The following is a 25,413-nucleotide window of genomic DNA, read 5'->3' on the forward strand; positions in this document are numbered from 1 at the left end:
AGCAGGGCGGCGTCTGCTGCTCGGTGCGCCGGCTCGCCCAGGAAGTCGCATACTGGCGCCGTGAGCTTGCACGAGTACCGGTTCCGGACGTCGTGGCACGTGGCCGCGCCTGCGGAACTGGTGTTCCGCGAGGTCACCGACGTGTCCGGCTATCCGCGCTGGTGGCCGGACGTCCGGTCGGTGCTGCGCCTGGACGACGACACCGCGGAAGTGGTGTGCCGTGCGATGCTGCCGTATCGCATCGTGATCCGCCTGCACCGGGTGGAGGAAGACCCGGATGCGGGCAGGTTGTGCGTCCGGCTGACCGGTGATCTCGACGGCTCGCTGCGAGCATGGGTCCGCGAACATGCCGACGGCACCGTGCTCGAGATCGTTCAAGAGGTCGTTGCACGCAAACCCTTGTTGCGCTGGTGCGCCCTGGTGGCTCGCCCGGTGTTCCGGCTGAACCACGCCGTGATGATGAATCGCGGACACCGTGGCCTTCGCGCCCACCTCGCACCATGATCGGCGGATCCCTGCAGCCGCCAGGCCTGCGACGTCCCCGCGCCGACAAGCGTACTGGGCAGGTCGGCGTAGCCACGGGGTCGGAGGCTTGCCGGCAGCGCGCTGGACCGCGGCGCCCGGCCGGTCGTGCGCATCCCAGCCGTGGGGGCTGGCGGAGCGTGTGAATCCGGGATCCGACGGTTGCCTCGGAGGGCGAACCGTGGCCGGTCGCCGCGGCTGCGCGGTCGCCGGGTCGTGCGCTCCCGAGGCGCTACGGCCGCCCCCGCAGGCGTACCCGCGGCCTGGCCCGCAGGAAGAGGCTGACGTAGCCGGACGATGGCTGGCCGACTCCAGCCGTCCACGGTGCGCTCGGCCCGCTGCCGGAGAACCCGTCGAGACGCCGATGGCCGGAGCGCTGGTGCCCCGGCCATCGGTCGTGAAATCGCCGCGACGTCGCGCCCGCAATGTCAGGCGGTCACCTTCTCCCGCTCCGGCTCGCCCGCGGCGGCCGGCTCGGTGTGGTGATCGTCCAGCATGGTCTGCTCGTCGAACGGATCCTGTCCGGTCAGCACCCGCCGCGCCTGCTGGCGGTCCAGCTCCCCGGTCCAGTGGCCGATCAACACGGTGGCCACCGCGTTGCCCGCGAAATTGGTCAGGGCCCGCGCCTCGCTCATGAACCGGTCGATGCCGACGATGAAGCCGACGCCGTCGACCAGTTCCGGCCGGTGCGTCTGCAGGCCGCCCGCCAGCGTGGCCAGGCCGGCGCCGGTCACACCCGCCGCACCCTTGGACGCGATGATCATGAACAGCAGCAGCGCGATCTGCTCGCCGACGCCGAGCGGGCTGCCCTGCGCGGCGGCGATGAACAGCGTCGCCATCGTCAGGTAGATGGCGGTGCCGTCGAGGTTGAACGAGTAGCCGGTGGGCACGGTGATCCCGACGACCGGCTTGCTCACCCCCATGTGCTCCATCTTCGCGATCAGCCGCGGCAGCGCCGACTCGCTGGACGAGGTGGACAGGATCAGCAGGAACTCCCGCGCCAGGTAGCGCAGCAGCTGCCACAGGTTGATCCGGGCGACGAACCACAGCACGGCACCGAGCACCACGAACACGAACACGATGCAGGTGGCGTAGAAGCCGAGCATGATGACGGCCAGGCTCTTCAACGCCGCCCAGCCGGTGTCGCCGACGACCGCCGCGATGGCGCCGAACGCGCCGACCGGGGCCGCCCACATGATCATGGCGAGGATGCGGAACACCAGCCGCTGGAAGTGCTCGATCCCGCGCAGGATCGGCGCGCCCGCCGGGCCGAGTCGCTGCAGCGCGAACCCGGCCAGCAGGGCGATCAGCAAGGTCTGCAGCACCGATCCGGAGGTCAGTGCGGACACCAGGGTTTCCGGAATGATGCCGAGCAGGAACTCCTCGGTGGACTCGCCGCCCTGCGCCGACTGCTGAGCCTTGGCCACGGCGTCCGGGTCGAGCCGCATGCCCTCGCCCGGGTGGAGCACGTTGCCCACGACCAGCCCGATCGCCAACGCGACCGTGGACATGATCAGGAAGTAGGTCAGCGCCAGGGCGCCGACCTTGCCGACCTTGGCCGCTTTCGCGACCGAGCCGATGCCGAGCACGATCGTGCAGAAGATGATCGGGCTGATCATCATCTTGATCAGCTTGACGAAGCCTTCCCCGAGCGGCTTGAGGTGCTCGGAGGAAAAATCGGGGAAGGCGAAGCCCACGACAATGCCCAGCACGACCGCGCCGACCACCGCCAGGTACAAGTAGTGCACCCGGTCTCGGCGAGCCGGCGGTGCGGTGGCGGCAGGCTCCTTCGCCATCAGTGCCTCCTCCAGACGTCGGTTGTGCGTGGGTAGCACTATCGGGGGACTTGTGACTCCGGTCACCGTTATGTTCATTCCGTTCACTCACGGCACGATCCGGAGGCGGCGATGGCCCAGCGACCGAGCAGGCCGCGGCGACCGTGGAGCCTGGCGGGACAGCTGCTGGTTCTGTTGCTGGTGATGGTCGCGGTGCTGGTCGGCGCGGGCGTGCTGCTGGCTTACCGGGAGGCCGCCAGGGCGAGCGAGGATGCGGCCAGGGAGGAGTCCACCGCGGTTGCCGTCGCCGTGGCGCGGATGCCGGACGTTCAGCAGGCGCTGCGCAGCGACGATCCCACGCGGCGCTTGCAGCCACTTGCCGAGCGGGTGCGTACCGACACCGGTGTCGACTTCATCACGATCATGGCCCCGGACGGCACCCGCTACACCCACCCGAACCCGGAGCAGATCGGCGGCACGTTCCTGGGACATCGCGGTCCGGCGCTGCGTGGGCAGATCTTCACCGAGACCTACACCGGCACGCTCGGCCCGTCGATCCGGGCCGTCGTCCCCGTCCACCACGGCGACGAGATCGTGGGCCTGGTCAGCGTCGGCATCACGGTCGAGGCGGTCACCGCGGAGCTGAACGAGCGGCTGGGTCCGTTGCTGATGCTCGCGGGCGCCGTGCTGGCCGTCGGGATCGCCGGCTCGTGGCTGGTGAGCTCCCGCCTGAAGAAGCAGACGCGCGGTGTCGGGCCGGCCGAACTGGCGCGCATGTTCTCCTACTACGAAGCGATCCTGCACGCCGTCCGGGAGGGGCTGATCCTGGTCGACGCCGACGGCCGGGTCGGGCTGTGCAACGACAGCGCCCGCGCGCTGCTCGGTTTGCCGGAGACACCGCCGGAGGGCACGCCGGTGGCCGAGCTCGGCCTCCCGGATCCGTTGGCCGACGCACTCACGTCGACCCGGCCGCGCCCCGACGAGATCCACGTGACCGACGACCGTGTCCTGGTGGTGAACACCTCCCAGGTGCGCAGCGGCGACCGGCCGATGGGCAACGTGGTGACGCTGCGCGACCACACCGAGCTGGAGGCGTTGACCGGCGAGCTGAACACCGTGCGGGGGTTCGCCGAGTCGCTCCGGTCGCAGGCCCACGAGGCGGCCAATCGCCTGCACACCGTCGTCTCGCTGGTCGAGCTCGGCCGCACGGAGGAAGCTGTGCGGTTCGCCACCGCGGAACTGGAGATCGCCCAGCAGCTGACCGACCGAGTGGTTGGCGCGGTCGCCGAGCCCGTGCTGGCCGCGTTGCTGCTCGGCAAGCTGGCCGAGGCGAACGAGCGCGGGATCGAGCTGGTGCTGGAGGAGGGAGCGGCGGTGGACGATTCGCTGATCGGCGACCACGGCATCGCGCCGAGGGACGCCGTGACGGTGCTCGGCAATCTCGTCGACAATGCCATGGACGCGGCGGTACAAGGTGGCAGGACCCCGCCACGGGTCCGGGTCGATCTGCGCGGCGAGGGCGGTGAACTGTTCATGCGAGTGTCCGACAACGGTGCCGGCGTGCTGGACACCGAGATGGTGTTCCGGCGCGGCTGGTCCACGAAATCCGCGCCGGGGCACGGCCTGGGGCTGGCTCTGGTCGGCCAGGTGGTGCGGCGCTACCGCGGCTCGGTGGACGTGCGCAACGACAGCTCCGGCGGAGCAGTGTTCACTGTGCGGCTGCCTGCCGGGGTGCGCTCGTGAGCCCGCCGTCCGACATCGCCGTGCTCGTGGTGGAGGACGAGCCGATCGCCGCACAAGCGCACTGCGAGTACGTCGAACGCGTGCCCGGGTTCACCGTGGCAGGCGTGGCGCATTCCGGTGCGGAGGCGACGCGTTTCCTCAAGTCCGGGCATGCCGACTTGGTGCTGCTCGACTTCTACCTGCCGGACACGCACGGGCTGACGTTGTGCCGGGGGCTGCGTGCCGCCGGCAATCCGGTCGACGTCATCGCCGTGACGTCGGCGCGCGACCTCGAGGTGGTGAAGGCTGCCGTCTCGGTCGGCGTCGTGCAGTACTTGATCAAGCCGTTCACCTTCGCCACGCTGCGGGACAAGCTCACCGCCTACGCCCGCTACCGCCAGGCGTCCGGGGAAGCCGACCAGTCGGAGGTCGATCGCATCCTCGGCACGCTGCGCACGGTCGACCACGGCGCGCTGCCGAAAGGGATGAGCGGCGCGACGTTGGAGGCGATCATGGCGGCGCTGCGCGAGGCGGCGGACGGCCTCTCGGCGGCGGAGGCCGGCAGACGCACCGGGACGTCCAGGGTGACCGCCCGGCGCTATCTGGAGTACCTGGCCGACAGCGGCGTGGTCGAGCGTCGTCCGTCCTACGGCCAGGTCGGGCGGCCGGAGCTGCGATACCGTACGGTGAAGCGGCCATGATCGACGTGTCCGGGCGCGCGATTCCGATCGTGCAGGCACCGATGGCGGGTGGGGTGTCGACACCTGCCCTGGTGCAGGCGGTGACCAGCGCGGGTGGCCTGGGTTTCCTCGCGGGCGGCTACCTGCGAGCGGATGCTCTGCGGGAGCAGATCCGCGCGGTGCGGCAGGCAACCGACCAGCCCTTCGGTGTGAATCTGTTCGTCCCCGAACCGCCGCGTCGCGAAGTCGACCTGCGGCCGTACTGCGAGCGCCTGCGGCCGGTCGCCGAGCGTTACGGTGTGACGATTCCCGAGCCGGACTGGCAGGACGACGACTTCTTCGCGGAGAAGGTGGAGATGCTGCTCGCCGAGCGCGTTCCGGTGGTCTCGTTCACCTTCGGCATTCCGGACGCCGGGGTGATCGAGGCCTTCCGTGCCGCAGGCAGCACCGTGATCGTCACGGTCACCACCGCCGACGAGGCACGGAACGCGGTGACTGCCGGGGCGGACGCGCTGTGCGTGCAGGGGCCGGAGGCCGGCGGGCACCGCAGCACGCACCGGATGACCGACGAGCCGGGCCGGGCCCCCCTCGTCGAGCTGCTGCGCCGGATCCGGCCCGGCGTGCCGGTGATCGCGGCAGGTGGCATGGCGACACCGGACGCGATCGCTGCGGCACTGGCCGCGGGCGCTTCCGCCGTTCAACTCGGGACCGCGTTCGTCCGGAGCGACGAATCCGGCGCGAAACAGGCGCACAAGGACGCGCTGGCCGATCCAGGACGCCCGGACACGGTCGTCACGCGCGCGTTCACCGGCCGCCCTGCCCGGGCCATCCGTACGTCGTTCGTCGAGCAGTTCGACGGCGCCACGCCGGCGGTCCATCCGCAGGTGCACCAGCTGACCGCGCCGATTCGTGCGGCAGCCGCGGCCGCCGGGGACCCGGAGGGCCTGGCCTTGTGGGCAGGAACCGGTCATCGCACGGCCCGCACCGGCCCGGCGGCCGAGATCGTCGCGGAACTGTGGACGCAGGCCGAGCGCCTGCGCTAGCCGGAGCCGGGGACGCCCTGGCTAGTGCACCGGTCCGGTGTACTTCTCTCCGGGGCCTTGTCCGGGCGGATCCGGCACGGGGGAGGCCTCCCGGAACGCACGCTGCACCGATTGCAGGCCGTCACGCAGCGGCGCCGCGTGGGCACCCAGGTACTCGGCCGACGCCGTGACCAGACCGGCGAGCGCCGTGATCAGCCTGCGTGCCTCGTCAAGGTCCCGGCGCGGGCTGGTGTCGGGATCCTCGTCGGCCAAGCCCAGGCGCTCGGCGGCCGCGGACAGCAGCATGACGGCGGCCCTGGTGACAACCTCGACGCTGGGGACGTCGGCAAGGTCCCGCTGCGGCAGCTCGGAATACTCTCCATCCCTGGCCGCGTTCGCACTATCATCAGCCACGTCTGGTACCCTGCCATGAGCCACTCACACCCGGATGTCCGGGTGTGAGCAAGTGGAGCCCCGCTCCCACCCGAGTCGCCGCTTCGAGGCGGCCGGGTCCGGTCTCGCCGATGGCACCATCGGCGAGGTGTCCGCCGGTGCGGACACGATCGGAGTTGTGGGCCCCACTGCCGATGGCAGGTGGGGCCCGACGCTTGTCGGCGTCAAGGGGGCCCCGGACGACAACAGCAAAGGCAACAACGGACCAAGGAGGCCCCATCAGCTCCGACACGCGCATCAACGAGCGCATCCGCGTGCCCGAAGTTCGGCTCGTCGGGCCGAACGGCGAGCAGGTAGGCATCGTCCGCATCGAGGATGCATTGCGCCTGGCGCAGGAGGCCGATCTCGACCTGGTCGAGGTCGCCCCGCAGGCACGCCCTCCGGTGGCGAAACTCATGGACTTCGGCAAGTACAAGTACGAGGCTGCCCAGAAGGCCCGTGAGTCCCGCCGGAACCAGCAGCAGACGGTGATCAAGGAGCAGAAGCTCCGGCCGAAGATCGACGACCACGACTACGAGACGAAGAAGGGCCACGTCGCCCGCTTCCTCAAGAGCGGCAACAAGGTCAAGGTCACCATCATGTTCCGCGGCCGGGAGCAGTCGCGTCCCGAGCTCGGATTCCGGCTGCTGCAGCGGCTGGCCGACGACGTGGCCGACCTCGGCGTCGTCGAGTCCGCACCGAAGCAGGACGGCCGCAACATGGTGATGGTGCTGGCGCCCATCAAGCAGCAGAAGGGCAAGAAGGCCGGCAAGGACGCCGAGTCCAGCAAGCGATCTGCCCGCTCGGGCAGGTAGACGGGTCAGGTCACGACCACCGCCCCGGCAGAGGGCGGTATCGGCCTGCCATGAGAAGGAAGAGAATTCATGCCTAAGCAGAAGACGCACAGCGGTACCGCCAAGCGGATCAAGGTCACCGGCAGTGGCCGGCTGCGTCGTCAGCGTGCCGGCAGGCGGCACCTGTTGGAGCGGAAGTCGAGCCGCGTGACGCGCCGCCTGGAAGGCACCGGCGACGTCGCCAAGGCCGACGTGAAGACCGTCCGGAGGATGCTCGGCATCTGACGGTGCCCGGCGCCGGACAGCACATTCCGGCCAACTGACCACGACCACCCCGGGGCGGCGGATCCGCCCCCGAGATTCGACAGGATGGACCCATGGCACGCGTCAAGCGGGCAGTGAACGCCCAGAAGAAGCGTCGCGCGATTCTCGAGCAGGCGAAGGGCTACCGCGGGCAGCGCTCCCGGCTGTACCGCAAGGCCAAGGAGCAGTCGCTGCGCTCGCTCAACTACGCCTACCGCGACCGCAGGGCGCGCAAGGGCGACTTCCGGCAGCTGTGGATCACCAGGATCAACGCGGCGGCCCGCGCCAACGGCATGACCTACAACCGCTTCATCCAGGGCCTGAAGGCCGCCGAGGTGGAAGTCGACCGCAAGATCCTGGCCGACCTGGCGGTCAACGACGCGACCGCGTTCACCGCGCTGGTCGAGCTGGCCAAGCAGAACGTTCCGGCCCAGGAAGCGAAGAAGTCGGCCTGATCACGCAGGAGATCTTCACCCACCGCACACCACGGGTGGTGGCCGCCCGGAAGCTGACCACGCGCTCCGGCCGGTCGGCGGCCGGGCGGTTTCTCGCCGAAGGGGCGCAAGCGGTCCGCGAGGCGCTGGCGCGCGCGGCAGGCCGCGATCGCCCCGCAGCGGTGCACGAGCTGTTCGTCACCGAGCAGGCCGCGAGCAGGCACGCGGACCTGGTGCGGCAGGCTCGTGCCGCCGGGGTGCGGGTCTCCACCGTGACTCCGCGCGCGGCCGAGCTGCTGTCCGAGACGGTCACGCCGCAGGGGCTGGTCGCCGTGTGCGACACCGTGGACGTCACCGTGGCCGAGGCCATCGGCGACAGCCCGCGCATGGTGGCGGTGCTGGTGGGGGTGTCCGATCCGGGCAACGCCGGCACCGTGGTGCGGGTCGCGGACGCGGCGGGCGCGGACGCAGTGGTGCTCGCCGGCGATTCGGTGGACCCGCACAATGGCAAATGCGTGCGGGCGTCGACCGGGAGCTTGTTCCATCTGCCCGTGGCTCGCGAGCGCGATGTGGCGGACGTTATGACTGCGTGCCGTGCCGCCGGGCTTCGCGTTGTCGCCGCTGACGGGCGCGCGACGCAGCGGCTGGACGACGCCGACGTGGAGGCCGCGCTGGCCGAGCCGACGGCGTGGCTGTTCGGCAACGAAGCGCACGGCCTGGCACCCGAGGTGACCCGGGCCGCCGACGCCGCCGTGGCCGTGCCGATCTACGGCGCCGCGGAGAGCCTGAACCTGGCCACAGCGGCAGCCGTCTGCCTGTACGCGACCGCTCGCGCGCAGCGCTCGCAGAGCAGCCGACAGTGACGTAGACGAGTCAGAGCGAGGAGGCGAGGGGGCCGGTCCCGTTCCGCGGCAGCCGATGCGGCACGATCTTGGTGCACGGAACGTGGTCATCAAGCCGGCCGAGGAGTCATGAACGCAACACCACCAGCCGAACTCGCGCAGTCCGCACTGGACGAGGCCGTCCGGTCCGCGCGGGAGGCTTTCGCTGCCGCCGCGGACCTGGACGAGCTGGCCGCGGTGAAACCCACGCACCTGGGCGACGGCTCGCCGGTGCTGCGCGCCCGCCGGATGATCGGCTCGCTGGACGCCAAGGACCGGGCCGCGGCGGGCAAGCGGGTCAACGAGGCCCGGCAAGCCATCCAGTCCGCCTACGACGAGCGGTTGGCCCAGCTGCGCGCCGAGCGGGACGAGAAGGTCCTGCGCCAGGAGGCGGTCGACGTCACGCTGCCGTGGGACCGGATCCCGCGTGGCGCCCGCCACCCGGTGATCACCATGGCCGAGCGGATCGCGGACGTGTTCGTCGGCATGGGCTACGAGGTCGTCGACGGCCCGGAGCTGGAGGCCGAGTGGTTCAACTTCGACGCGTTGAACTTCGGCAAGGACCACCCGGCCCGGCTGATGGCGGACACGTTCTACGTCGCGCCGGAGGACTCGCGGCTGGTGCTGCGCACGCACACCTCGCCGGTGCAGGCCAGGACGCTGCTGCACCGCAAGCTGCCGGTGTACATCGTGTGCCCGGGCCGGTGCTACCGCACCGACGAGGCCGACCCGACCCACGTGCCGGTGTTCCATCAGGTCGAGGGCCTTGCGGTGGACAAGGGCCTGACGATGGCCGACCTGAAGGGCACGCTCGACGTGCTGGCCCGCGCGATGTTCGGGGCGTCGGCGCGGACCAGGTTGCGCCCGCACTTCTTCCCGTTCACCGAGCCGTCGGCCGAGGTCGACGTGTGGTTCGAGGAGAAGAAGGGCGGCCCGGGCTGGGTCGAGTGGGGTGGCTGCGGCATGGTCGACCCGAACGTGCTGCGCGCCTGCGGGGTGGACCCGGACGAGTACCGCGGATTCGCCTTCGGTATGGGCCTGGAGCGCACGCTGCAGTTCCGCAACGGCATCCCCGACATGCGTGACATGGTCGAGGGTGACGTGCGGTTCACCCTGCCGTTCGGGATGGAGGCCTGCTGATGAAGGTTCCGTTCAGTTGGCTGACCGAGCACCTGGCGCTGACCGAGGGGATCGGTGTCGACGAGGTGGTCGACGCGCTGGTCCGGGTCGGCATCGAGGTCGACGGGGTGCACCGGCTGGAGCAGGTGCGCGGCCCGCTGGTGATCGGCCGGGTGGAGAAGATCACCGAGCTGACGCAGTTCAAGAAGCCGATCCGGTACTGCCGGGTGGACGTCGGCGACGCGGTGGAGCCCGGCTCCACGGACGCCACCCGCGGCATCATCTGCGGCGCGACGAACTTCACCGAGGGCGATCTGGTGGTGGTGGCGCTGCCCGGTGCGGTGCTGCCGGGTGATTTCGCCATCAGTGCCCGCAAGACCTACGGCCACCTCAGCGAGGGCATGATGTGCTCGGCCCGGGAGGTGGGCCTGGGCGAGGACCACAGCGGCATCCTGGTGCTGCCGAGGAACTCGGCCACGCCGGGTGACGACGCCACCGAGGGGCTGGGGCTGGACGACGCCGTGCTCGAGGTGACGCCGACGCCGGATCGTGGCTACGCGTTGTCGGTGCGCGGCCTGGCCCGGGAGCTGGCGTGCGCGCTGGACCTGCCGTTCGCCGATCCCGGCCTGCGGGAGCTGCCGAAGGCCAAGGGCGACGCGTGGCCGGTGCGGATCGAGGACCCGGACGGCTGCAAGCGGTTCGTGGTGCGGCGGGTGTCCGGGCTGGACCCGAGCGCGCCGACTCCGTGGTGGATGCAGCGCAGGCTGATGCTGGCGGGCATCCGGTCCATCTCGCTGGCGGTGGACGTCACCAACTATGTGATGCTGGAGCTGGGCCAGCCGTTGCACGCCTTCGACGCCGAGCGCGTCAAGGGCGAACTGGTGGTGCGCCGGGCCAAGGAAGGCGAAAAGCTCACCACGCTCGACGACGTGGAGCGGGTGCTCGACCCGGGCGACATCGTCATCTGCGACGACACCGGCCCGATCTCGCTGGCAGGCACGATGGGCGGGGCGAGCACGGAGATCACCCCGGAGTCCACCGACGTGCTGCTGGAAGGCGCGTTCTGGAATCCGGCGTCGATCAGCCGCACGGCGCGCAGGCACCACCTGTTCTCCGAGGCGGCCAAACGGTTCGAGCGGCACACCGACCCGGCGGTCGCCCCGGTGGCCGTCGAGATGGCCGCGAACCTGCTGCGCACCTACGGCGGGGGCACCGTCCAGCTCGGCCGGACCGACGAGGGCCGGATGGAGAAGCTTCCCCCGGTGACGATGCCGATCTCGCTGCCGGACGAGGTCGCGGGCGTGCGGTACGAGCGCGGCGTGACGGCCAGGCGGCTGACCCAGATCGGGTGCAAGGTCTCCATCGACACCGCGCCGGACGGGACCGGTCTGGTCGTCGCGGAGCCGCCGTCGTGGCGGCCCGACCTGCAACGGCCCGCCGACCTGGTGGAGGAAGTGCTGCGGCTGGAGGGCTACGACACCATTCCGTCGACGGTGCCTGCCGCCCCGCCCGGCACCGGGCTGACCGCCGAGCAGCGGCGCAAGCGGTCGGTGGCCCGCGCCTTGGCCGAAGCGGGCTACGTGGAGGTGGCGCCGCCGCCGTTCGTGTCGAAGCAGACCTGGGACAAGATGGGCCTGCCTGCGGACGACGTCCGGCGGAACACCGTCTCGCTGCTGAACCCGCTCGATGCCGACAGCGCGGAGCTGGCCACCACGCTGCTGCCGGGGCTGCTCGACGCGCTGCAGCGCAACCAGTCGCGTGGCCTGCGGGACGTGGCGTTGTTCCAAATCGGCCAGGTCTTCCTGCCGCAGAAGGGCGCCCCCCGGGTGCCCGACCCTCCGGTGACCGAGCGTCCGTCGGACGAGGAACTGGCCACGCTGGAAGCCTCCGTGCCGAAGCAACCACTGCATGTGGCGGTGGTGCTGAGCGGCAACCGGGAGCGCGCCGGCTGGTGGGGTCCCGGACGGTCGGCCGCGTGGGCCGACGCGGTGCAGGCCGCCAGGATCGTGGCCGAGGTGTCCGGCGTCGAGCTGCAGATCGAGGCGGCCGAGCACGCGCCGTGGCACCCGGGCCGGTGTGCGCGGCTGCTGGTGGGCGACTTCCCGGTGGGATACGCCGGTGAGCTGCACCCGAAGGTCGTCGAGGCGATGGGCCTGCCGAAGCGGACCGTGGCCATGGAGCTGGACCTGGACGCCGTCCCGGTGGTGGAGAACCGGCCTGCTCCGCCGATGTCGCCGTACCCGCCGGTCCTGATGGATGTCGCACTGGTGGTCGACGAATCCGTGCCCGCGGCATCGGTGGAGAAGGCGCTTCGCTCCGGTGCCGGTGCGCGCCTGGAGGACGTCACGCTCTTCGACATCTACACCGGTGAGCAGATCGGCGACGGCAAGCGCTCGCTGGCGTTCAAGCTGCGGTTCCGGGACCCGGAGCGCACGCTGTCCAGCGAGGAAGCTGTCGAGCTGCGGGACGCGGCGGTGGCTGCTGCGGCGGAGGAGTTCGGGGCGACGCTGCGCGCGTGACGTGAGTGGCGCATTCCGGGCGCCGCTGATCACCCTGGTGACGTCAGTGGCGCCGTAAGTGGCGTCGTTCGCGCCGGACGCCTCGCTGAGGCCGGGACCGGGCATACCGTCGGGGCCATGACGATCATCGAGGAGCACCGGACCCAGTTCCGGAGAGATGGCCACGCGTACCGCCTCGAAGTGGTCGCGCAGCAGGAATCCGAGGCCGCCGAGCGGCAGGTCACCGTGCGGTTGGACGTGGCGGACCCGGAAGGCCGCCCGGTCGCGGCCGGCCAGGTCGAGGTGGCGGCCGGCGCGCTGAGTGCCGTGGCCGAGGTGCTGTCGGACGAGTTGCTGGCGGCGGCCGGGCAGCCGCGGAGACATCGGCACCGGCGCCGGGAACAGCCGAGCAACACCGGGCGGCCGTGGACCGCGGAGCTGGATGCGGAGTTGGAGAAGCGCTGGATCGCGGGCGAGGACCTGCGGGACATCGCGGAAGCGTTCGGCCGAACCCAGAGCGCCATTTTGCGCAGGCTGCCGTTGATCGGCTGCGATCCGTACACGCCGGGCGCGTACCTGCCGCCCCCGCCGAGTCAACGCGACGAGGACAGGGGGTGAACCGGCCCGGGCGGGTCGCACAGCGCGAGCATGGCACTGGTCCGGGCTGATCGGACAGTGCGTGGCTTCGGTCCGCAAGGACCGGACTTGGCATCCGACAGTCTCATGGCTCGTCGTCGGTTGCGGCACGATCTCGCGCTCCAGCGCATCGAGGATGCGGCGGCATACTTCCCCTGGTTCTCCGTCGGAACGACGTCCGGATCGCTCGAGCGTGGTGTCGGGTTCGGCAGGTCCGGGTCGCTCGAGCGTGGTGTCGGGTTCGGGAAGGCCGGATCGCTCGTGTGCGGCGCCGGTTCGTGTGGGCGGGATGTCCTGACAGGGCCGTGTTCCCGGTGGGAGCGCTTGGCCCGGCGCCCCGGCACGAAAGGACGGCGGTGTCGGCCCGAGTGGTCAGAGGTTCTTGAGCGCCTCCCGGCGGGAAAGCGGCGAGAGCCCAGGGTGTTCGGCGACGAAAGCCCGGACCCAATCCGGGTCGGTCTTCGCGTAGTCGCGCAGTGCCCACCCGATTCCCTTGCGCAGGAAGAAGTCCTTGTCGTCGATGTTGGCCGTGATGACATCGGCGAGCAGGTCGCGGTCGGTGGCGGCCTTCGCGGTGACCTGGCAGATCACCGCGGAACGGCGCAGCCAGCGGTCCTCGTGCCGGGCCCACGACCGCATCAGCGGGGTGAGCTCGTCGCGGAACCGGCGCAGGATCGGGCCGATCCGGCGGATGGCGAGTTCGTCCACGAAGTCCCACCATGCGCCGGTGACGATCAGCTCGCGGTACAGCGGCACGGCGTCCGGGTCCTGCCAGGCGCGGGCCATGCGGTGGCCGGTCAGCTCGATGGCGAGGTAGCGCTCTTCGCGGTAGGTCGCCTCGTGCCAGAGCTGCCGCACCGTCGCCTCCCAGGTCGCCCGGTCGGCGATGACGTGCTCGGCGAAGACCCGCCGGGCCAGCTGGGCGCGCGCGGGTTTCGGCACACCGCGGAACGGCATGGCGGACTTCATGTAGCGCTGCATGTCCGGGGCCCTGCCCGAGTCGGCGAGCTCGGCCAGGCCGTCGCGGACGGCCCGGATCAACGGCTGGGTCATGGTCGTGACGGTAGCGGGCAGGGGAGGGCGGGCGGACGTGGCCGGCGCCGTCGAGCCGGCCGATGCCCACATCCGTGCAACGTGTCCATGCGGCAGCTGCGATCGAGCCCGCCCAGATCGGTGCTCGGCCGGGCGAGCACCGCGCTGCTGTGGCTGTTGGTGCGGCTGGCCGCATGGCGCTACTGCGGTGTCGAGTGTGGTGTCGAGGGGCACCGTGTCCGCCCGGCCACGGCGATCGGCCAGGCCAGGGAGCGATCGACCCGGTGCGGCGGTGGACATCGCACTGCTGCTGTGGCCCGTGCAGCTGGTGCCATCCGCGTGGGTGGCGACTGGCGCGGTGGTGATGGTCTTGCTGCATTGACGGCGCCGTGGTGACCGTCTCGCTGCATCGGTTGGCCTCATGGACGACCATCTCGCCCGATCCATTGACGTGGCGGGGACGGCCGCACTGATGTGGCCGACACATGTGCAGCGGCCACCCTCCGGCTCGCCCGGGGCTCGAGGCAAGTACATCCGGCTGGGTGATGACCGACGACCGTTGGCTGGCGGACGCGCGGCGATTCGCTGAGTATTGTCGCTTGATCATCGTCCGGCCCGGGCATGATCGGGCGAACACACGAGGGGACAGCGATGAGAAAGATCATGGCCGCGGTGGCCGCTGCCGGACTGGCGGCAGGCGTCGCGGCGCTGGCGCCGGCCGCCGGTGCGGCGCCGGAAGCCGCGCCGACCTACCAGCCTCCGCCGATCGAGTGGGGAGAGTGCGAGGATCCGGTCCTGGCCAGGGCGGGCGCGGAGTGCGGGCATGTCGTCGTCCCGCTCGACTATGCGCGGCCGGGCGGCAAGAAGATCAAGCTGGCGGTTTCCCGCATCAAGCACACGTCGTCCGAGGCGGAGTACCAGGGGCCGATCCTGGTCAACCCCGGCGGGCCGGGGGGAGCAGGCCTGCGTCTGTCGATTCTGGGTGACTTCGTGCCGAAGAACGCGGGCAAGGCCTACGACTGGATCGGGTTCGACCCGCGCGGAGTCGGCTCCAGCGAGCCCGCGCTGCGCTGCGATCCGGACTACTTCGGCTACGACAAGCCGGAGTACGTCCCGTCGACGAGCGAGCTGGAGCGCACGTGGCTGAAGAAGATGGCGGAGTACGCCAAGGCGTGCGCCAAGGCCGAGGCCAAGGAGCTGCTGCCGCACCTGAAGACCCGCGACGTGGTCGCCGATATCGAGTCCATCCGCAAAGCGCTCGGCGCGGACAAGATCAGCTACTACGGCTTCTCCTACGGCACGTACCTCGGCCAGGTCTATGCCACGCAGTACCCGTCGCGCATCCACCGTGCGGTCTTCGACGGTGTGGTGAACCCGGCGACGGTCTGGTACGAGGCGAACCTGAACCAGGACATCCACTTCGACCGGGTGGTCAAGATCTACTTCGACTGGATCGCCCGCTACGACGACGTCTACCACCTCGGCGACAAGGCGATCGAGGTGGAGCGGGAGTTCTACCGGCAGAAGGAGCTGCTGGACCGCGAACCGGCAGGCGGCAAGATCGGGTCTGCCGAGCTGATCGACTTGTTCCTGCCCGCGGGATACGGCCAGTACGACTGGGACGCCATCGCGACGGCGTTCGCCGCGTGGGTGCACGACAAGGACTGGTCGCTGCTGAAGGAGCAGTACGACGCGGTCAGTGGGATGGGGGACGACAACGGCTACGCCATCTACTTGGCGGTGGAGTGCACCGACGCGCCGTGGCCGAAGGACTGGAAGACGTGGCGCGAGGACAGCTGGCGCATCCACTCCTGGGCCCCGTTCCTGACCTGGGCCAACACCTGGTACAACGCGCCGTGCCGGAGCTGGCCCGCCAAGCCGGGCACGGCGCCCACGGTCGACGGGAGCAAGGCCCCGCCGATTCTGCTGATCAGCGAGGAGGAGGACGCCGCGACGCCGTTCTCCGGTGCGCTGGAAGTGCGTAAGCGGTTCCCGAAGTCCAGCCTGATCAGCGTGCCGGGTGGCACCACTCACTCCGGTTCGCTCGGCGGCAACGTCTGCGTGGACGACCAGGTCGCCGACTACCTGGCGACCGGCAAGCTGCCGGAACGCACGAAGGGCAACGACTCCGACGCGCAGTGTGCGCCGCTGCCCAAGCCGGTGCCGGAGGGTGCGGCGCAGGCGCAGGTTCGCACGGCGAAGCAGCCCGCCGTCCTCGAGGAGGCGCTGCGTCCCGCCCGCTTCCGCTGATCCGCTGAACCTCGCGAACGCCCCGGTCAGCCGCCGCTGCCGGGGCGTTCGCTGTGCTATTGGGGGCTCAGCCGGGATGCGCCGTATCGGCCCGGAAGGGACCGCTCGGCCACGAGGGAAGCAATCGAACGTCCCGGGAGTCCGGGCTGGTGGGGATCGTTGGTGCGGGGCAGGAGCGTCGCAACCGAGTGCCCTGGAATGCCGGGCCGACACGGGGCATCGGCACGGAAGGCAGCCATTTTCGGCGAGGGCCGCCGAGCGTGGGCGTTCAGCTCGGCGGCCCTAGCTCGGAAGGACCGGCCGACCTCTCCGGTGCCGTGGCGGCACGGTGTACCTCCGCCAGCTCACTGCTCGAGCCTCGGACCAGCTGGCCGCCGGGCCAGTGCCGAAGGGTCCGCGCGCCAGAGCCGACCGCAGGTGGGCGTGCCGGGCGCCAGAAAACCGCCATGATCTGCGGTCCGGAAGTGCCAGTAGGTGCGTCCCGCCCGGCGTGCGGACCTGCAGTCGGCCGTAGTCGCAGGGGAGCGAGCCCATCCGTGGCGGGCCACGCTCCGCAGCCGCAGGCGGCCAGCCCTCCGCGGCTGGGCGCGCGGCAGCGGCAGGCCGCACGCCATCCGCGCAGCCGGACTCGCCCGGCTGTGCTGACGGACGGCGGGGACCGCCCCATCCGTGACGCCACATGAGGGCAATCGATCTCCGTCCGCACCCCGCTCAGCAGGCGCACGGGGGGAGACAGCGAGGATCGGCGCGCTGGCCTGCGCCCCCTTCCGCTCTGCGGGCGCAAGGCGGGAGCCGAGTTGCTGTCCGGGTTCGCCCGGTAGCGGCTGGGACCGGCCGCTACCGGGCCTGTCTTCGCTCAGCAGTGTCACGTCGACCGGCCCGCGTTGAGTGAGTTTGCATGGGGGTGCATAATTATTCGCATGATCTCGGTTGCCGTGGCGGGCGCGAGCGGCTACGCCGGTGGAGAACTGCTCCGGTTGCTGCTCGACCACCCGTCCGTTCGCATCGGTGCGTTGACCGCGGGCGGCAATGCGGGCACGCCGCTGGGCGCGCACCATCCACATCTGTTCCCCTTGGCCGACCGCGTGCTGGAAGAGACCACGCCGGAGGTGTTGTCCGGGCACGACGTGGTGTTCCTGGCGCTGCCGCACGGTCATTCGGCGGCGCTGGCCGCGCAGCTCCCGGACGATGTACTCGTCATCGATCTCGGCGCGGATCACCGCCTGACCAACGCCGGCGACTGGGCTCGCTGGTACGGAGGCGAGCACGCCGGTGCGTGGCCGTACGGCCTGCCGGAGCTACCGCTGGCCGACGGCACGCGGCAGCGGGATCGGCTGACGCAAGCGCGGCGCATCGCGGTGCCCGGGTGCTTCCCGACCGGTGGGTCGCTCGCCCTGGCGCCGGCGCTGACCGCGAAACTCATCGAGCCTGACGTCACCGTGGTGGCGGTGACCGGGACGTCCGGGGCGGGCAAGGCACTCAAGCCCCACCTGCTCAGCGCGGAGGTGATGGGGTGCGCGTCGGCGTACGGGGTCGGCGGCGTACACCGGCACACCCCGGAGTTCCAGCAGAACCTGGCGGCTGCCGCCGGTGCTCCGGTCACCGTCTCGTTCACACCGGTGCTCGCCCCGATGCCGCGCGGCATCCTGACCACGGCGACCGCCCCGCTGTCGCCTGACGCCGGAGACGTCGACACCGCTTCCGCCCGCGCCGTCTACGAGAAGACCTTCCACGACGAGCCGTTCGTCCACGTCCTGCCCGACGGTTCCTGGCCGACCACGAAGGCCACTCTGGGCTCGAACAACGTGGCCCTGCAGATCGCGGTCGACACCAACGCTCGTCGTCTCGTCGTGGTCGCCGCGATCGACAACCTGACCAAGGGCACCGCCGGGGCCGCCGTGCAGTGCCTCAACCTGGCCCTCGGCATGCCGGAAACCACAGGCCTGCCAACGACGGGAGTCGCACCATGACCGACAACGACGCGCTGGACCGGTCGCAAGGCGTCGTCGCCGCGCGGGGATTCCGGGCCGCCGGCGTGGCCGCCGGCATCAAGGAATCCGGCGCCAAGGACCTCACCCTGGTCGTCAACGACGGCCCGTCCCGCATCGCGGCAGGCGTCTTCACGCGCAACACGGTCAAGGCCGCGCCCGTGCTGTGGTCGCAGCAGGTGCTGACCACCGGCAAGCTCACCGCCGTGGTGCTCAACTCCGGCGGTGCCAACGCCTGCACCGGCCCGGAAGGCTTCCAGGACACCCACGCCACCGCCGAGCACGTCGCCAAGGTGCTCGGCATCGGCGCCATCGAGGTGGCCGTGTGCTCGACCGGCCTGATCGGGCAGCGGCTGCCCATGGACGCCGTGCTGTCCGGTGTGGACGCCGCGGCCGGGCAGCTCGGGTCGACTCCGGAGCACGGCCTTGCCGCCGCGACGGCCGTCATGACGACCGACACCGTGCCGAAGCAAAGCGCGCTCAGCGCAGGCGAATGGACCGTCGGCGGTTTCGCCAAGGGAGCGGGCATGCTCGCGCCGAACATGGCCACCATGCTGTCGGTCATCACCACCGACGCCCAGCTGCCCAGCTCGGCCGACGCGCAGGCCGCGTTGCGTGCGGCGGTCGACGAGACCTTCAACCGGCTCGACGTCGACGGGGGGACGTCGACCAACGACACGGTGCTGCTGCTCAGCTCGGGCGCCAGCGGCGTGCAGCCGGGCCTGGACGAGTTCACGGCGGCCTTGACCCGCGTCAGCCGTGATCTGGTGGCCCAGCTTCAGGCGGACGCCGAGGGCGTGACCAAGCACGTGACGATCACCGTCACCGGCGCGGCCACCGATGCCGAGGCCGAAGCCGTCGCCCGCGCGGTGGCCAGGGACAACCTGTGCAAGACGGCGTTCTTCGGATCCGACCCCAACTGGGGCCGGGTCGCCATGGCCGTGGGCAACGCGGCCGAGTTCGACCCGCAACGACTGGACATCACCATCAACGGCGTGCGGGTGTGCGAAGGCGGTGCCGCGGGGGAGGACCGCGCGAAGGCCGACCTGTCCGGCACCGACATCACGGTGGAGGTCGACCTGCACGCGGGCCCCGGCCGCGCCACCGTGCTGACCACCGACCTGTCCCACGGCTACGTCGAAGAGAACAGCGCGTACTCCTCATGACCCCGGACGAGACGAAGCAACACACCGTTCCGGCCGACGAACGGCTGGCCTCCGCGGCCGAGAAGGCCGGAGTGCTGATCGAAGCCCTGCCCTGGTTGCAGCGCTTCCACGGCGCCACCGTCGTAATCAAGTACGGCGGCAACGCCATGGTCGACGGCGAGCTGAAAGCCGCGTTCGCGCAGGACATGGTGTTCCTGCGGCTGGCGGGCCTGAAGCCGGTCGTGGTGCACGGCGGCGGCCCGCAGATCTCGGCGATGCTCGAGCGGCTCGGCATCCGCGGCGAGTTCCGCAACGGGTTGCGGGTCACCACCCCGGAGACGATGGACGTCGTCCGCATGGTGCTCACCGGGCAGGTGAGCCGTGAGCTGGTCGGCCTGATCAACCAGCATGGCCCCTACGCCGTGGGCATCTCCGGGGAGGACGCCCACCTGTTCACCGCGACCCGCAAGGAAACCACGGTCGACGGCGAGGTCGTCGACCTCGGGCTGGTCGGCGAGGTCACCAGCGTGAATCCGGACGCGGTGCTCGACATCGTCAATGCCGGGCGCATTCCCGTGGTGTCGACGGTCGCGCCGGACGCCGACGGCGTCGTGCACAACGTCAACGCGGACACCGCAGCGGGTGCGCTGGCCGCCGCGCTGGGCGCGGAGAAGCTGGTCGTGCTGACCGACGTCGAAGGCCTCTACGCGGCGTGGCCGGACCGCTCGTCGCTCATCGACAAGATCCACGTCGACCGGCTCGAGGACATGCTGCCCACGCTGTCCAGCGGCATGATCCCGAAGATGGAGGCCTGCGTGCGTGCCATCCGCGGCGGCGTGCGATCGGCGCACGTGATCGACGGGCGCATCGCGCACTCGGTGCTGATCGAAGTGTTCACCACCAGCGGGATCGGCACCATGGTGCTGCCCGAGCCGCGCCAGGAGGAGGCCAGGAGTGTCTGACACGGTCCAGCCGTCGGGCTCGAACGCCGCAGCGCAGCAGCGCTGGCGGGCCGCGGTGATGAACAACTACGGCACCCCCGAGCTGGAGCTTGTGCGCGGCGAAGGCGCCGTGGTGTGGGACGCCGACGGCCGTTCGTACGTCGACCTCGTCGGCGGTATCGCGGTGAACGCGCTCGGCCACGCGCACCCGGCCGTGGTCCAGGCGGTCAGCGCCCAGGTGGCGACGCTCGGCCATACGTCGAACCTCTACATCAACCCGGTGGCCCTCGAGCTGGCCGAACAGCTGCTGCGGGTCGCGTATCTCGCGCCGGACGGCGGCAAGGTGCTGTTCTGCAACTCCGGTGCCGAGGCCGCCGAAGCGGCATTGAAGATCACCAGGCTGACCGGCCGAACGAAGATCGTCGCCTGTGAGAACGCCTTTCACGGCCGCACCATGGGTGCGCTGACGCTGACCGGGCAGCCGTCGAAGCGCGCGCCGTTCGAACCGCTGTTGCCGCAGGTGCACCACGTGCCGTACGGGGACGCAGCAGCGTTGGAAGCCGCGGTCGACGGGGAAACGGCGGCCGTGTTCCTCGAGCCGATCCTGGGTGAAGGCGGCGTGGTGGTCCCGCCGGACGGCTACTTGCGGGCCGCCCGGGACATCACCCGGCGGCACGGCGCTCTGCTGGTGCTGGACGAAGTGCAGACCGGCATCGGGCGGGCAGGCTCGTGGTTCGCCTTCCAGCAGGCGCAGATCGTGCCGGACGTCGTCACGTTGGCCAAAGGCCTCGGGGGCGGGCTCCCGCTGGCCGCCGTGATCGGTGTGGGCGAGGCCGGGACCCTGCTCGCTCCTGGGCAGCACGGCACGACGTTCGGCGGCAACCCCGTCGCCTGCGCGGCCGGACTCGCGGTGCTGCGCACCATCGACGCGGAAGGACTGCTCGACCATGTCGGCAAGGTCGGCAAGCTGCTCATGACCGGCCTGGCGGACCTGAAGCACCCCCTGGTGGCGGAGGTCCGCGGCGCGGGGCTGCTGATCGGCGTGGAACTCACCAAGCCGGCGGCAGGCGCCGTCGCCAAGGCGGCCCAGCAGGCAGGTTTTCTGGTCAACCCGGTCCGCCCGGACACGGTGCGGCTGGCACCCCCGCTGATCCTGACCGAGGAACAAGCCGAATCGTTCCTGGCCGCCGCGCCTGCCGCGTTCGATGCGGGAGCGGCGGCATGACCGGTCGGGCACACACGCCCGGAAGGCCGCCGGAGGCGGGCCGGGCAGGCACCGCGGCGGCCCGCAGCCGCGCAGACGGGACACGACGACGATGGGAGCGACGGTGACCGGGGCGCATCCGGCAGCGACGCGCGCCGCCCGTCAGGCGCGCATCGTCGAGCTTGTCTCCACCAAGGCCATCCGGAGCCAGACGGAGCTTGCGCGCATGCTGGCCGCGGAAGGCATCGAGGTCACCCAGGCGACACTGTCCCGCGACCTCGACGAGCTCGGTGCGGTCAAGCTCCGCGGCGCCGACGGCGGCATGCCAGTCTACGTCATCCCGGAGGACGGCAGCCCGGTGCGCGGCGTGCAAGGCGGCACGTCCCGGCTGTCCCGGCTGCTCAGCGAACTGCTGGTCTCGGCGGAAGGCTCGGCCAACATCACGGTGCTGCGCACGCCGCCGGGCGCGGCGCAGTTCCTGGCCAGCGCGATCGATCGGGCGGCCTTGCCCGAAGTGGTGGGCACCATCGCGGGCGACGACACGGTCATGGTCGTCGCCAGGGAACCGGTCACCGGGGCGGAGCTGGCAAGCCGGTTCACCGGCATGGCCGATCGGCACCGGAACGAGCACGTCGACAACGAAGGAAGAGAAGAAGGTTGAGCAAAGTTCTCACGTCGCTGCCCAAGGGAGAGCGGGTCGGGATCGCCTTCTCCGGCGGCCTGGACACGTCGGTCGCCGTCGCGTGGATGCGCACCAACGGGGCGATCCCGTGCGCCTACACCGCCAACCTCGGCCAGTACGACGAATCCGACATCGATTCGGTGCCCGGCCGGGCCAAGGAGTACGGCGCCGAGATCGCCAGGGTGGTGGACTGCCGCAGGCAGCTGGTGGAGGAGGGCATCGCCGCACTGAACTGCGGTGCGTTCCACATCCGCTCCGCGGGCCGGGTCTACTTCAACACCACACCGCTCGGGCGCGCGGTGACCGGCACGATGCTGGTGCGCGCGATGCACGCCGACGGGGTGGACATCTGGGGTGACGGGTCCACCTTCAAGGGCAACGACATCGAGCGGTTCTACCGGTACGGCCTGCTGGCCAACCCGGAGCTGCGCATCTACAAGCCGTGGCTGGACCCGGACTTCGTGAGCGAGCTGGGCGGCCGCAAGGAAATGAGCGAGTGGCTGACCGCGCACGGCCTGCCGTACCGGGACCCGGCCGAGAAGGCCTACTCCACCGACGCCAACATCTGGGGCGCCACCCACGAGGCCAAGACGCTCGAGCATCTCGACGTGTCGCTGGAGACGGTCGAGCCGATCATGGGCGTACGGTTCTGGGACCCCGAGGTGGACATCGAGCCGGAGGAGGTGACGGTCCGGTTCGAAGAAGGCCGCCCGGTGGCCATCAACGGCAAGACCTACGACGACCCGGTCGAGCTGGTGCTGGAGGCCAACGCCATCGGCGGCAGGCACGGCCTGGGCATGTCCGACCAGATCGAGAACCGGATCATCGAGGCCAAGTCGCGCGGCATCTACGAAGCCCCGGGGATGGCCCTGCTGTGGATCACCTACGAACGGCTGCTCAACGCGATCCACAACGAGGACACCATCGCCAACTACCACGCCCAGGGCCGCAAGCTCGGCAGGCTGCTGTACGAGGGACGGTGGCTCGACCCGCAGGCGCTGATGCTGCGCGAGGCCATCCAGCGCTGGATCGCCTCGCTGGTCAGCGGCGAGGTCACCCTCCGGCTGCGGCGTGGCGAGGACTACACGATCCTGGACACCCGCGGCGACAACTTCTCCTACCACCCCGAGCGGCTGTCCATGGAGAAGGTGTCCAATGCCGCGTTCGGCCCCACCGACCGGATCGGCCAGCTGACCATGCGCAACCTGGACATCGCCGACTCCCGTGACAAGCTGGAGTTCTACGCCCGCCAGCCGCTCGACCAGGGGCAGGTCTTGGTGGAGAACGGCACCCTGTTCGGCGAGCTGCCCGCGGGCGGGGCGGACCGGATCACGGCGAACCCGGCCGTGTCCGGCGACGAGGGCAAGACGCTGGACGAAGCCGCGATGGAGTACGGGACCGACTGATGGCCGACGACGAGCAGAACCAGCGCGCGACGTCGCTGTGGGGTGGCCGGTTCGCCAGCGGGCCGGCCGAAGCCATGGCCGCGTTGAGCGCATCGACCCACTTCGACTGGCGGCTGGCGCCGTACGACATCGCCGGGTCCCGCGCCCACGCCCGGGTGTTGCACAAGGCCGGTCTGCTCACCGACGACGAGCTCGACGCGATGCTGCGTGCCCTCGACCAGCTGGCCGACGACGTCGCGTCCGGTGCCTTCCGGCCGGAGCCGGCCGACGAGGACGTGCACACGGCGCTGGAGCGCGGTCTGCTGGAGCGCGCCGGAACGGAGCTGGGTGGCAAGCTGCGCGCCGGCCGATCCCGGAACGATCAGGTCGCCACGCTGTTCCGCATGTACCTGCGTGACGCCGCGCGCCGGGCGGCCAACGGCGTGCTCGACATCGTCGAAGCGCTGGTGGATCAGGCGAGGCGTCATCCGGACGCTGTTCTGCCGGGCCGGACGCACTTGCAGCACGCGCAGCCGATCCTGCTCGCGCACCACTTGTTGGCGCACGCGCAGGCGCTGTTGCGGGACGTCTCGCGTATCCGGGACTGGGACGCCAGGGCGGCCGAGTCGCCGTACGGATCCGGCGCGCTGGCCGGTTCGTCGCTGGGCCTGGATCCCGAGGCGGTGGCTACCGAGCTGGGCTTCCCGGCGGCGGTGCAGAACTCCGTCGACGGCACCGCGTCGCGCGACTTCGCCGCGGAGTTCGCGTTCGTACTGGCGATGCTCGGAGTGCACCTGTCCCGCATCGCCGAGGAAGTGATCATCTGGAACACCGCCGAGTTCGGCTACGTGACGCTGGACGACGCGTGGGCCACCGGCTCGTCGATCATGCCGCAGAAGAAGAACCCCGACGTCGCGGAGTTGACCAGGGGCAAGGCGGGCAGACTGATCGGCAACCTCACCGGCCTGCTGGCCACGCTGAAGGCGCAGCCGCTGGCTTACAACCGCGATCTGCAGGAGGACAAGGAACCGCTGTTCGACTCGATCGAGCAGCTCGAGCTGTTGTACCCGGCGCTGGCCGGGATGATCAGCACCCTGACCTTCCACACCGGCCGGATGGCCGAGCTCGCTCCTGCCGGGTTCACGCTGGCCACCGACGTCGCGGAGTGGCTGGTGCGCCAGGGCGTGCCGTTCCGGGTGGCGCACGAGGCGGCGGGCGAGTGCGTCCGGATCGCCGAGAGCAGGGGAGCCGGGCTGGAAGACCTGACCGACGGCGAGCTGGCCGCGGTGCACCCGGCGCTGACCCCGAAGGTGCGCGAGGTGCTGTCGGTGGAAGGGTCGATCGCCAGCCGCGACGCCCTCGGCGGCACGGCGCCGTCCCGGGTCGCCGAGCAGCTGGCCGCGGTCGCCGAACGGCTGAGTGAGGCTCGCCGGTGGGCGGCAGCACCCGCGCACCTCGGCTGAGCCGGATGGGCGGGGGACCGCTGCGTGGGCCTACGGCGGCCGCCGTAAGCTGCGGCAGCGTGACCCGGCTGTTGACGCGCGAGGAACTGTCGGTCGACCCGGTGGACGCCGCTCACCTGCTGTTGGGCAGCACGATCGAGGCCAACGGGGTGCGCGCCCGGATCGTCGAGGTGGAGGCCTACCGGGGCGCCGACGACCCCGCTTCGCACTCCTACCGCGGGCGCACCGCCCGCAACGATGTGATGTGGGGGCCGGCAGGCAGGCTGTACGTGTACTTCGTCTACGGCATGCACTTCTGCGCCAACGTGGTCAGCATGACCGACGGTGAGCCGGGCGCGGTGCTGCTGCGTGCGGCGGAGATCGTCGACGGCGTGCAGCTGGCCGCCCGGCGGCGCCCGGCCGCCCGCAACCACGCCGACCTGGCGCGGGGCCCGGCACGCCTGTGCACCGCCCTGGGCATCACCCGGGAGCACAACGGCGTGGACGTGACCGAGCCGTCGTCGCC

At 70.9% G+C, this 25,413-nt stretch carries 23 protein-coding genes (1 of these 23 only partly in view); 20 read left to right on the forward strand and 3 right to left on the reverse strand.

Annotation, left to right across the window (positions count from 1 at the left end; translation table 11 throughout):
* Positions 1-60: 60 nt before the first annotated feature.
* A complete protein-coding gene (locus tag YWY_RS0104180) occupies positions 61-504 on the forward strand; it encodes an SRPBCC family protein (RefSeq protein WP_028846585.1) in 444 nt (147 codons plus the stop codon).
* A gap of 446 nt (positions 505-950) precedes the next feature.
* Here the strand turns inward: YWY_RS0104180 and YWY_RS0104185 are convergent, their stop codons facing one another.
* Positions 951-2,270: a cation:dicarboxylate symporter family transporter gene (locus YWY_RS0104185; RefSeq protein WP_028846586.1), complete on the reverse strand. Its 1,320-nt coding sequence runs from the start codon at positions 2,268-2,270 to the stop codon at positions 951-953.
* A 159-nt stretch (positions 2,271-2,429) separates the two neighbouring features.
* Here YWY_RS0104185 and YWY_RS0104190 point away from each other — a divergent pair, with 159 nt between their 5' ends.
* From YWY_RS0104190 to YWY_RS0104200, 3 genes are read left to right on the forward strand one after another with little or no spacing between them, the layout of a single operon-like run.
* Positions 2,430-4,040 (forward strand): sensor histidine kinase, encoded by a 1,611-nt coding sequence (locus YWY_RS0104190; RefSeq protein ID WP_028846587.1) that lies wholly within the window; start codon positions 2,430-2,432, stop codon positions 4,038-4,040.
* Positions 4,037-4,720: a response regulator gene (locus YWY_RS0104195; protein ID WP_028846588.1), complete on the forward strand. Its 684-nt coding sequence runs from the start codon at positions 4,037-4,039 to the stop codon at positions 4,718-4,720. Before YWY_RS0104190 ends, YWY_RS0104195 begins: the two co-directional genes overlap by 4 nt.
* The gene (locus tag YWY_RS0104200; protein WP_028846589.1) at positions 4,717-5,742 is read left to right on the forward strand and encodes an NAD(P)H-dependent flavin oxidoreductase; all 1,026 of its coding nucleotides are present in this window, start codon (positions 4,717-4,719) and stop codon (positions 5,740-5,742) included. Before YWY_RS0104195 ends, YWY_RS0104200 begins: the two co-directional genes overlap by 4 nt.
* Before the next feature lie 21 nt (positions 5,743-5,763).
* Here YWY_RS0104200 and YWY_RS0104205 read toward each other — a convergent pair whose 3' ends face one another.
* Positions 5,764-6,135 carry a DUF1844 domain-containing protein gene (locus YWY_RS0104205; protein WP_028846590.1) on the reverse strand — a complete coding sequence of 124 codons (372 nt, stop codon included), beginning with the start codon at positions 6,133-6,135 and terminating at the stop codon, positions 5,764-5,766.
* 293 nt (positions 6,136-6,428) lie between these two features.
* Here YWY_RS0104205 and infC point away from each other — a divergent pair, with 293 nt between their 5' ends.
* From infC to YWY_RS0104240, 7 genes are all read left to right on the forward strand, one after another.
* Positions 6,429-6,968, forward strand: a complete 540-nt coding sequence (gene infC / locus YWY_RS0104210; RefSeq protein ID WP_028846591.1) for a translation initiation factor IF-3 — start codon at positions 6,429-6,431, stop codon at positions 6,966-6,968.
* Positions 6,969-7,037: 69 nt separating this feature from the next.
* The gene (gene rpmI / locus YWY_RS0104215; RefSeq protein ID WP_028846592.1) at positions 7,038-7,232 is read left to right on the forward strand and encodes a 50S ribosomal protein L35; all 195 of its coding nucleotides are present in this window, start codon (positions 7,038-7,040) and stop codon (positions 7,230-7,232) included.
* Positions 7,233-7,324: 92 nt separating this feature from the next.
* Positions 7,325-7,705 (forward strand): 50S ribosomal protein L20, encoded by a 381-nt coding sequence (rplT, locus tag YWY_RS0104220; protein WP_028846593.1) that lies wholly within the window; start codon positions 7,325-7,327, stop codon positions 7,703-7,705.
* A 38-nt stretch (positions 7,706-7,743) separates the two neighbouring features.
* Positions 7,744-8,547 carry a TrmH family RNA methyltransferase gene (locus tag YWY_RS0104225; protein ID WP_245566539.1) on the forward strand — a complete coding sequence of 268 codons (804 nt, stop codon included), beginning with the start codon at positions 7,744-7,746 and terminating at the stop codon, positions 8,545-8,547.
* A 108-nt stretch (positions 8,548-8,655) separates the two neighbouring features.
* Positions 8,656-9,705: a phenylalanine--tRNA ligase subunit alpha gene (gene pheS / locus YWY_RS0104230; RefSeq protein WP_028846595.1), complete on the forward strand. Its 1,050-nt coding sequence runs from the start codon at positions 8,656-8,658 to the stop codon at positions 9,703-9,705.
* Positions 9,705-12,203: a phenylalanine--tRNA ligase subunit beta gene (pheT, locus tag YWY_RS0104235; RefSeq protein WP_028846596.1), complete on the forward strand. Its 2,499-nt coding sequence runs from the start codon at positions 9,705-9,707 to the stop codon at positions 12,201-12,203. Before pheS ends, pheT begins: the two co-directional genes overlap by 1 nt.
* A gap of 117 nt (positions 12,204-12,320) precedes the next feature.
* Positions 12,321-12,800, forward strand: a complete 480-nt coding sequence (locus tag YWY_RS0104240; protein ID WP_028846597.1) for a hypothetical protein — start codon at positions 12,321-12,323, stop codon at positions 12,798-12,800.
* A gap of 390 nt (positions 12,801-13,190) precedes the next feature.
* Here YWY_RS0104240 and YWY_RS0104245 read toward each other — a convergent pair whose 3' ends face one another.
* Positions 13,191-13,871 (reverse strand): DNA alkylation repair protein, encoded by a 681-nt coding sequence (locus YWY_RS0104245; protein WP_038044367.1) that lies wholly within the window; start codon positions 13,869-13,871, stop codon positions 13,191-13,193.
* Positions 13,872-14,501: 630 nt separating this feature from the next.
* Between YWY_RS0104245 and YWY_RS0104255 the strand changes: the two genes are divergently transcribed.
* The 9 genes from YWY_RS0104255 to YWY_RS0104295 form a co-directional block, all read left to right on the forward strand.
* Positions 14,502-16,100 carry an alpha/beta hydrolase gene (locus YWY_RS0104255; protein WP_028846599.1) on the forward strand — a complete coding sequence of 533 codons (1,599 nt, stop codon included), beginning with the start codon at positions 14,502-14,504 and terminating at the stop codon, positions 16,098-16,100.
* A 920-nt stretch (positions 16,101-17,020) separates the two neighbouring features.
* Positions 17,021-18,070: an N-acetyl-gamma-glutamyl-phosphate reductase gene (gene argC, locus YWY_RS0104260; RefSeq protein ID WP_038044368.1), complete on the forward strand. Its 1,050-nt coding sequence runs from the start codon at positions 17,021-17,023 to the stop codon at positions 18,068-18,070.
* Complete coding sequence (gene argJ, locus YWY_RS0104265; protein ID WP_051309673.1) at positions 18,067-19,254, forward strand: bifunctional glutamate N-acetyltransferase/amino-acid acetyltransferase ArgJ; 1,188 nt, start codon at positions 18,067-18,069, stop codon at positions 19,252-19,254. The genes argC and argJ overlap by 4 nt, the downstream gene beginning before the upstream one ends.
* Complete coding sequence (gene argB, locus YWY_RS0104270; protein ID WP_028846602.1) at positions 19,251-20,195, forward strand: acetylglutamate kinase; 945 nt, start codon at positions 19,251-19,253, stop codon at positions 20,193-20,195. Before argJ ends, argB begins: the two co-directional genes overlap by 4 nt.
* A complete protein-coding gene (locus tag YWY_RS0104275; protein ID WP_028846603.1) occupies positions 20,188-21,399 on the forward strand; it encodes an acetylornithine transaminase in 1,212 nt (403 codons plus the stop codon). Before argB ends, YWY_RS0104275 begins: the two co-directional genes overlap by 8 nt.
* Positions 21,400-21,490: 91 nt before the next feature.
* On the forward strand, positions 21,491-22,039 hold the full coding sequence (locus tag YWY_RS0104280) for an arginine repressor (RefSeq protein WP_051309720.1): 549 nt from the start codon (positions 21,491-21,493) through the stop codon (positions 22,037-22,039).
* Positions 22,036-23,466, forward strand: a complete 1,431-nt coding sequence (gene argG, locus YWY_RS0104285; RefSeq protein WP_028846605.1) for an argininosuccinate synthase — start codon at positions 22,036-22,038, stop codon at positions 23,464-23,466. The genes YWY_RS0104280 and argG overlap by 4 nt, the downstream gene beginning before the upstream one ends.
* Positions 23,466-24,908 carry an argininosuccinate lyase gene (gene argH / locus YWY_RS0104290; RefSeq protein WP_038044369.1) on the forward strand — a complete coding sequence of 481 codons (1,443 nt, stop codon included), beginning with the start codon at positions 23,466-23,468 and terminating at the stop codon, positions 24,906-24,908. Before argG ends, argH begins: the two co-directional genes overlap by 1 nt.
* Before the next feature lie 5 nt (positions 24,909-24,913).
* Positions 24,914-25,413, forward strand: the 5' portion of a protein-coding gene (locus tag YWY_RS0104295; protein WP_051309722.1) for a DNA-3-methyladenine glycosylase. 157 nt of this gene lie beyond the right edge of the window; only the first 500 of its 657 coding nucleotides appear in the window; it begins with the start codon at positions 24,914-24,916; the stop codon falls past the right edge of the window.

The organism is Thermocrispum agreste DSM 44070 (assembly GCF_000427905.1).
GTDB lineage: Bacteria > Actinomycetota > Actinomycetes > Mycobacteriales > Pseudonocardiaceae > Thermocrispum > Thermocrispum agreste.

Coding starts and splice junctions, on each gene's coding strand:
- pheS (WP_028846595.1), top strand. CDS start 8,656: ATGAACGCAACACCACCAGCCGAACTCGCGCAGTCCGCACTGGACGAG.
- YWY_RS0104190 (WP_028846587.1), top strand. CDS start 2,430: ATGGCCCAGCGACCGAGCAGGCCGCGGCGACCGTGGAGCCTGGCGGGA.
- YWY_RS0104245 (WP_038044367.1), bottom strand. CDS start 13,871: ATGACCCAGCCGTTGATCCGGGCCGTCCGCGACGGCCTGGCCGAGCTC.
- rpmI (WP_028846592.1), top strand. CDS start 7,038: ATGCCTAAGCAGAAGACGCACAGCGGTACCGCCAAGCGGATCAAGGTC.
- rplT (WP_028846593.1), top strand. CDS start 7,325: ATGGCACGCGTCAAGCGGGCAGTGAACGCCCAGAAGAAGCGTCGCGCG.
- pheT (WP_028846596.1), top strand. CDS start 9,705: ATGAAGGTTCCGTTCAGTTGGCTGACCGAGCACCTGGCGCTGACCGAG.
- YWY_RS0104280 (WP_051309720.1), top strand. CDS start 21,491: ATGGGAGCGACGGTGACCGGGGCGCATCCGGCAGCGACGCGCGCCGCC.
- argH (WP_038044369.1), top strand. CDS start 23,466: ATGGCCGACGACGAGCAGAACCAGCGCGCGACGTCGCTGTGGGGTGGC.
- argJ (WP_051309673.1), top strand. CDS start 18,067: ATGACCGACAACGACGCGCTGGACCGGTCGCAAGGCGTCGTCGCCGCG.
- YWY_RS0104200 (WP_028846589.1), top strand. CDS start 4,717: ATGATCGACGTGTCCGGGCGCGCGATTCCGATCGTGCAGGCACCGATG.
- YWY_RS0104255 (WP_028846599.1), top strand. CDS start 14,502: ATGAGAAAGATCATGGCCGCGGTGGCCGCTGCCGGACTGGCGGCAGGC.
- argC (WP_038044368.1), top strand. CDS start 17,021: ATGATCTCGGTTGCCGTGGCGGGCGCGAGCGGCTACGCCGGTGGAGAA.
- YWY_RS0104240 (WP_028846597.1), top strand. CDS start 12,321: ATGACGATCATCGAGGAGCACCGGACCCAGTTCCGGAGAGATGGCCAC.
- argB (WP_028846602.1), top strand. CDS start 19,251: ATGACCCCGGACGAGACGAAGCAACACACCGTTCCGGCCGACGAACGG.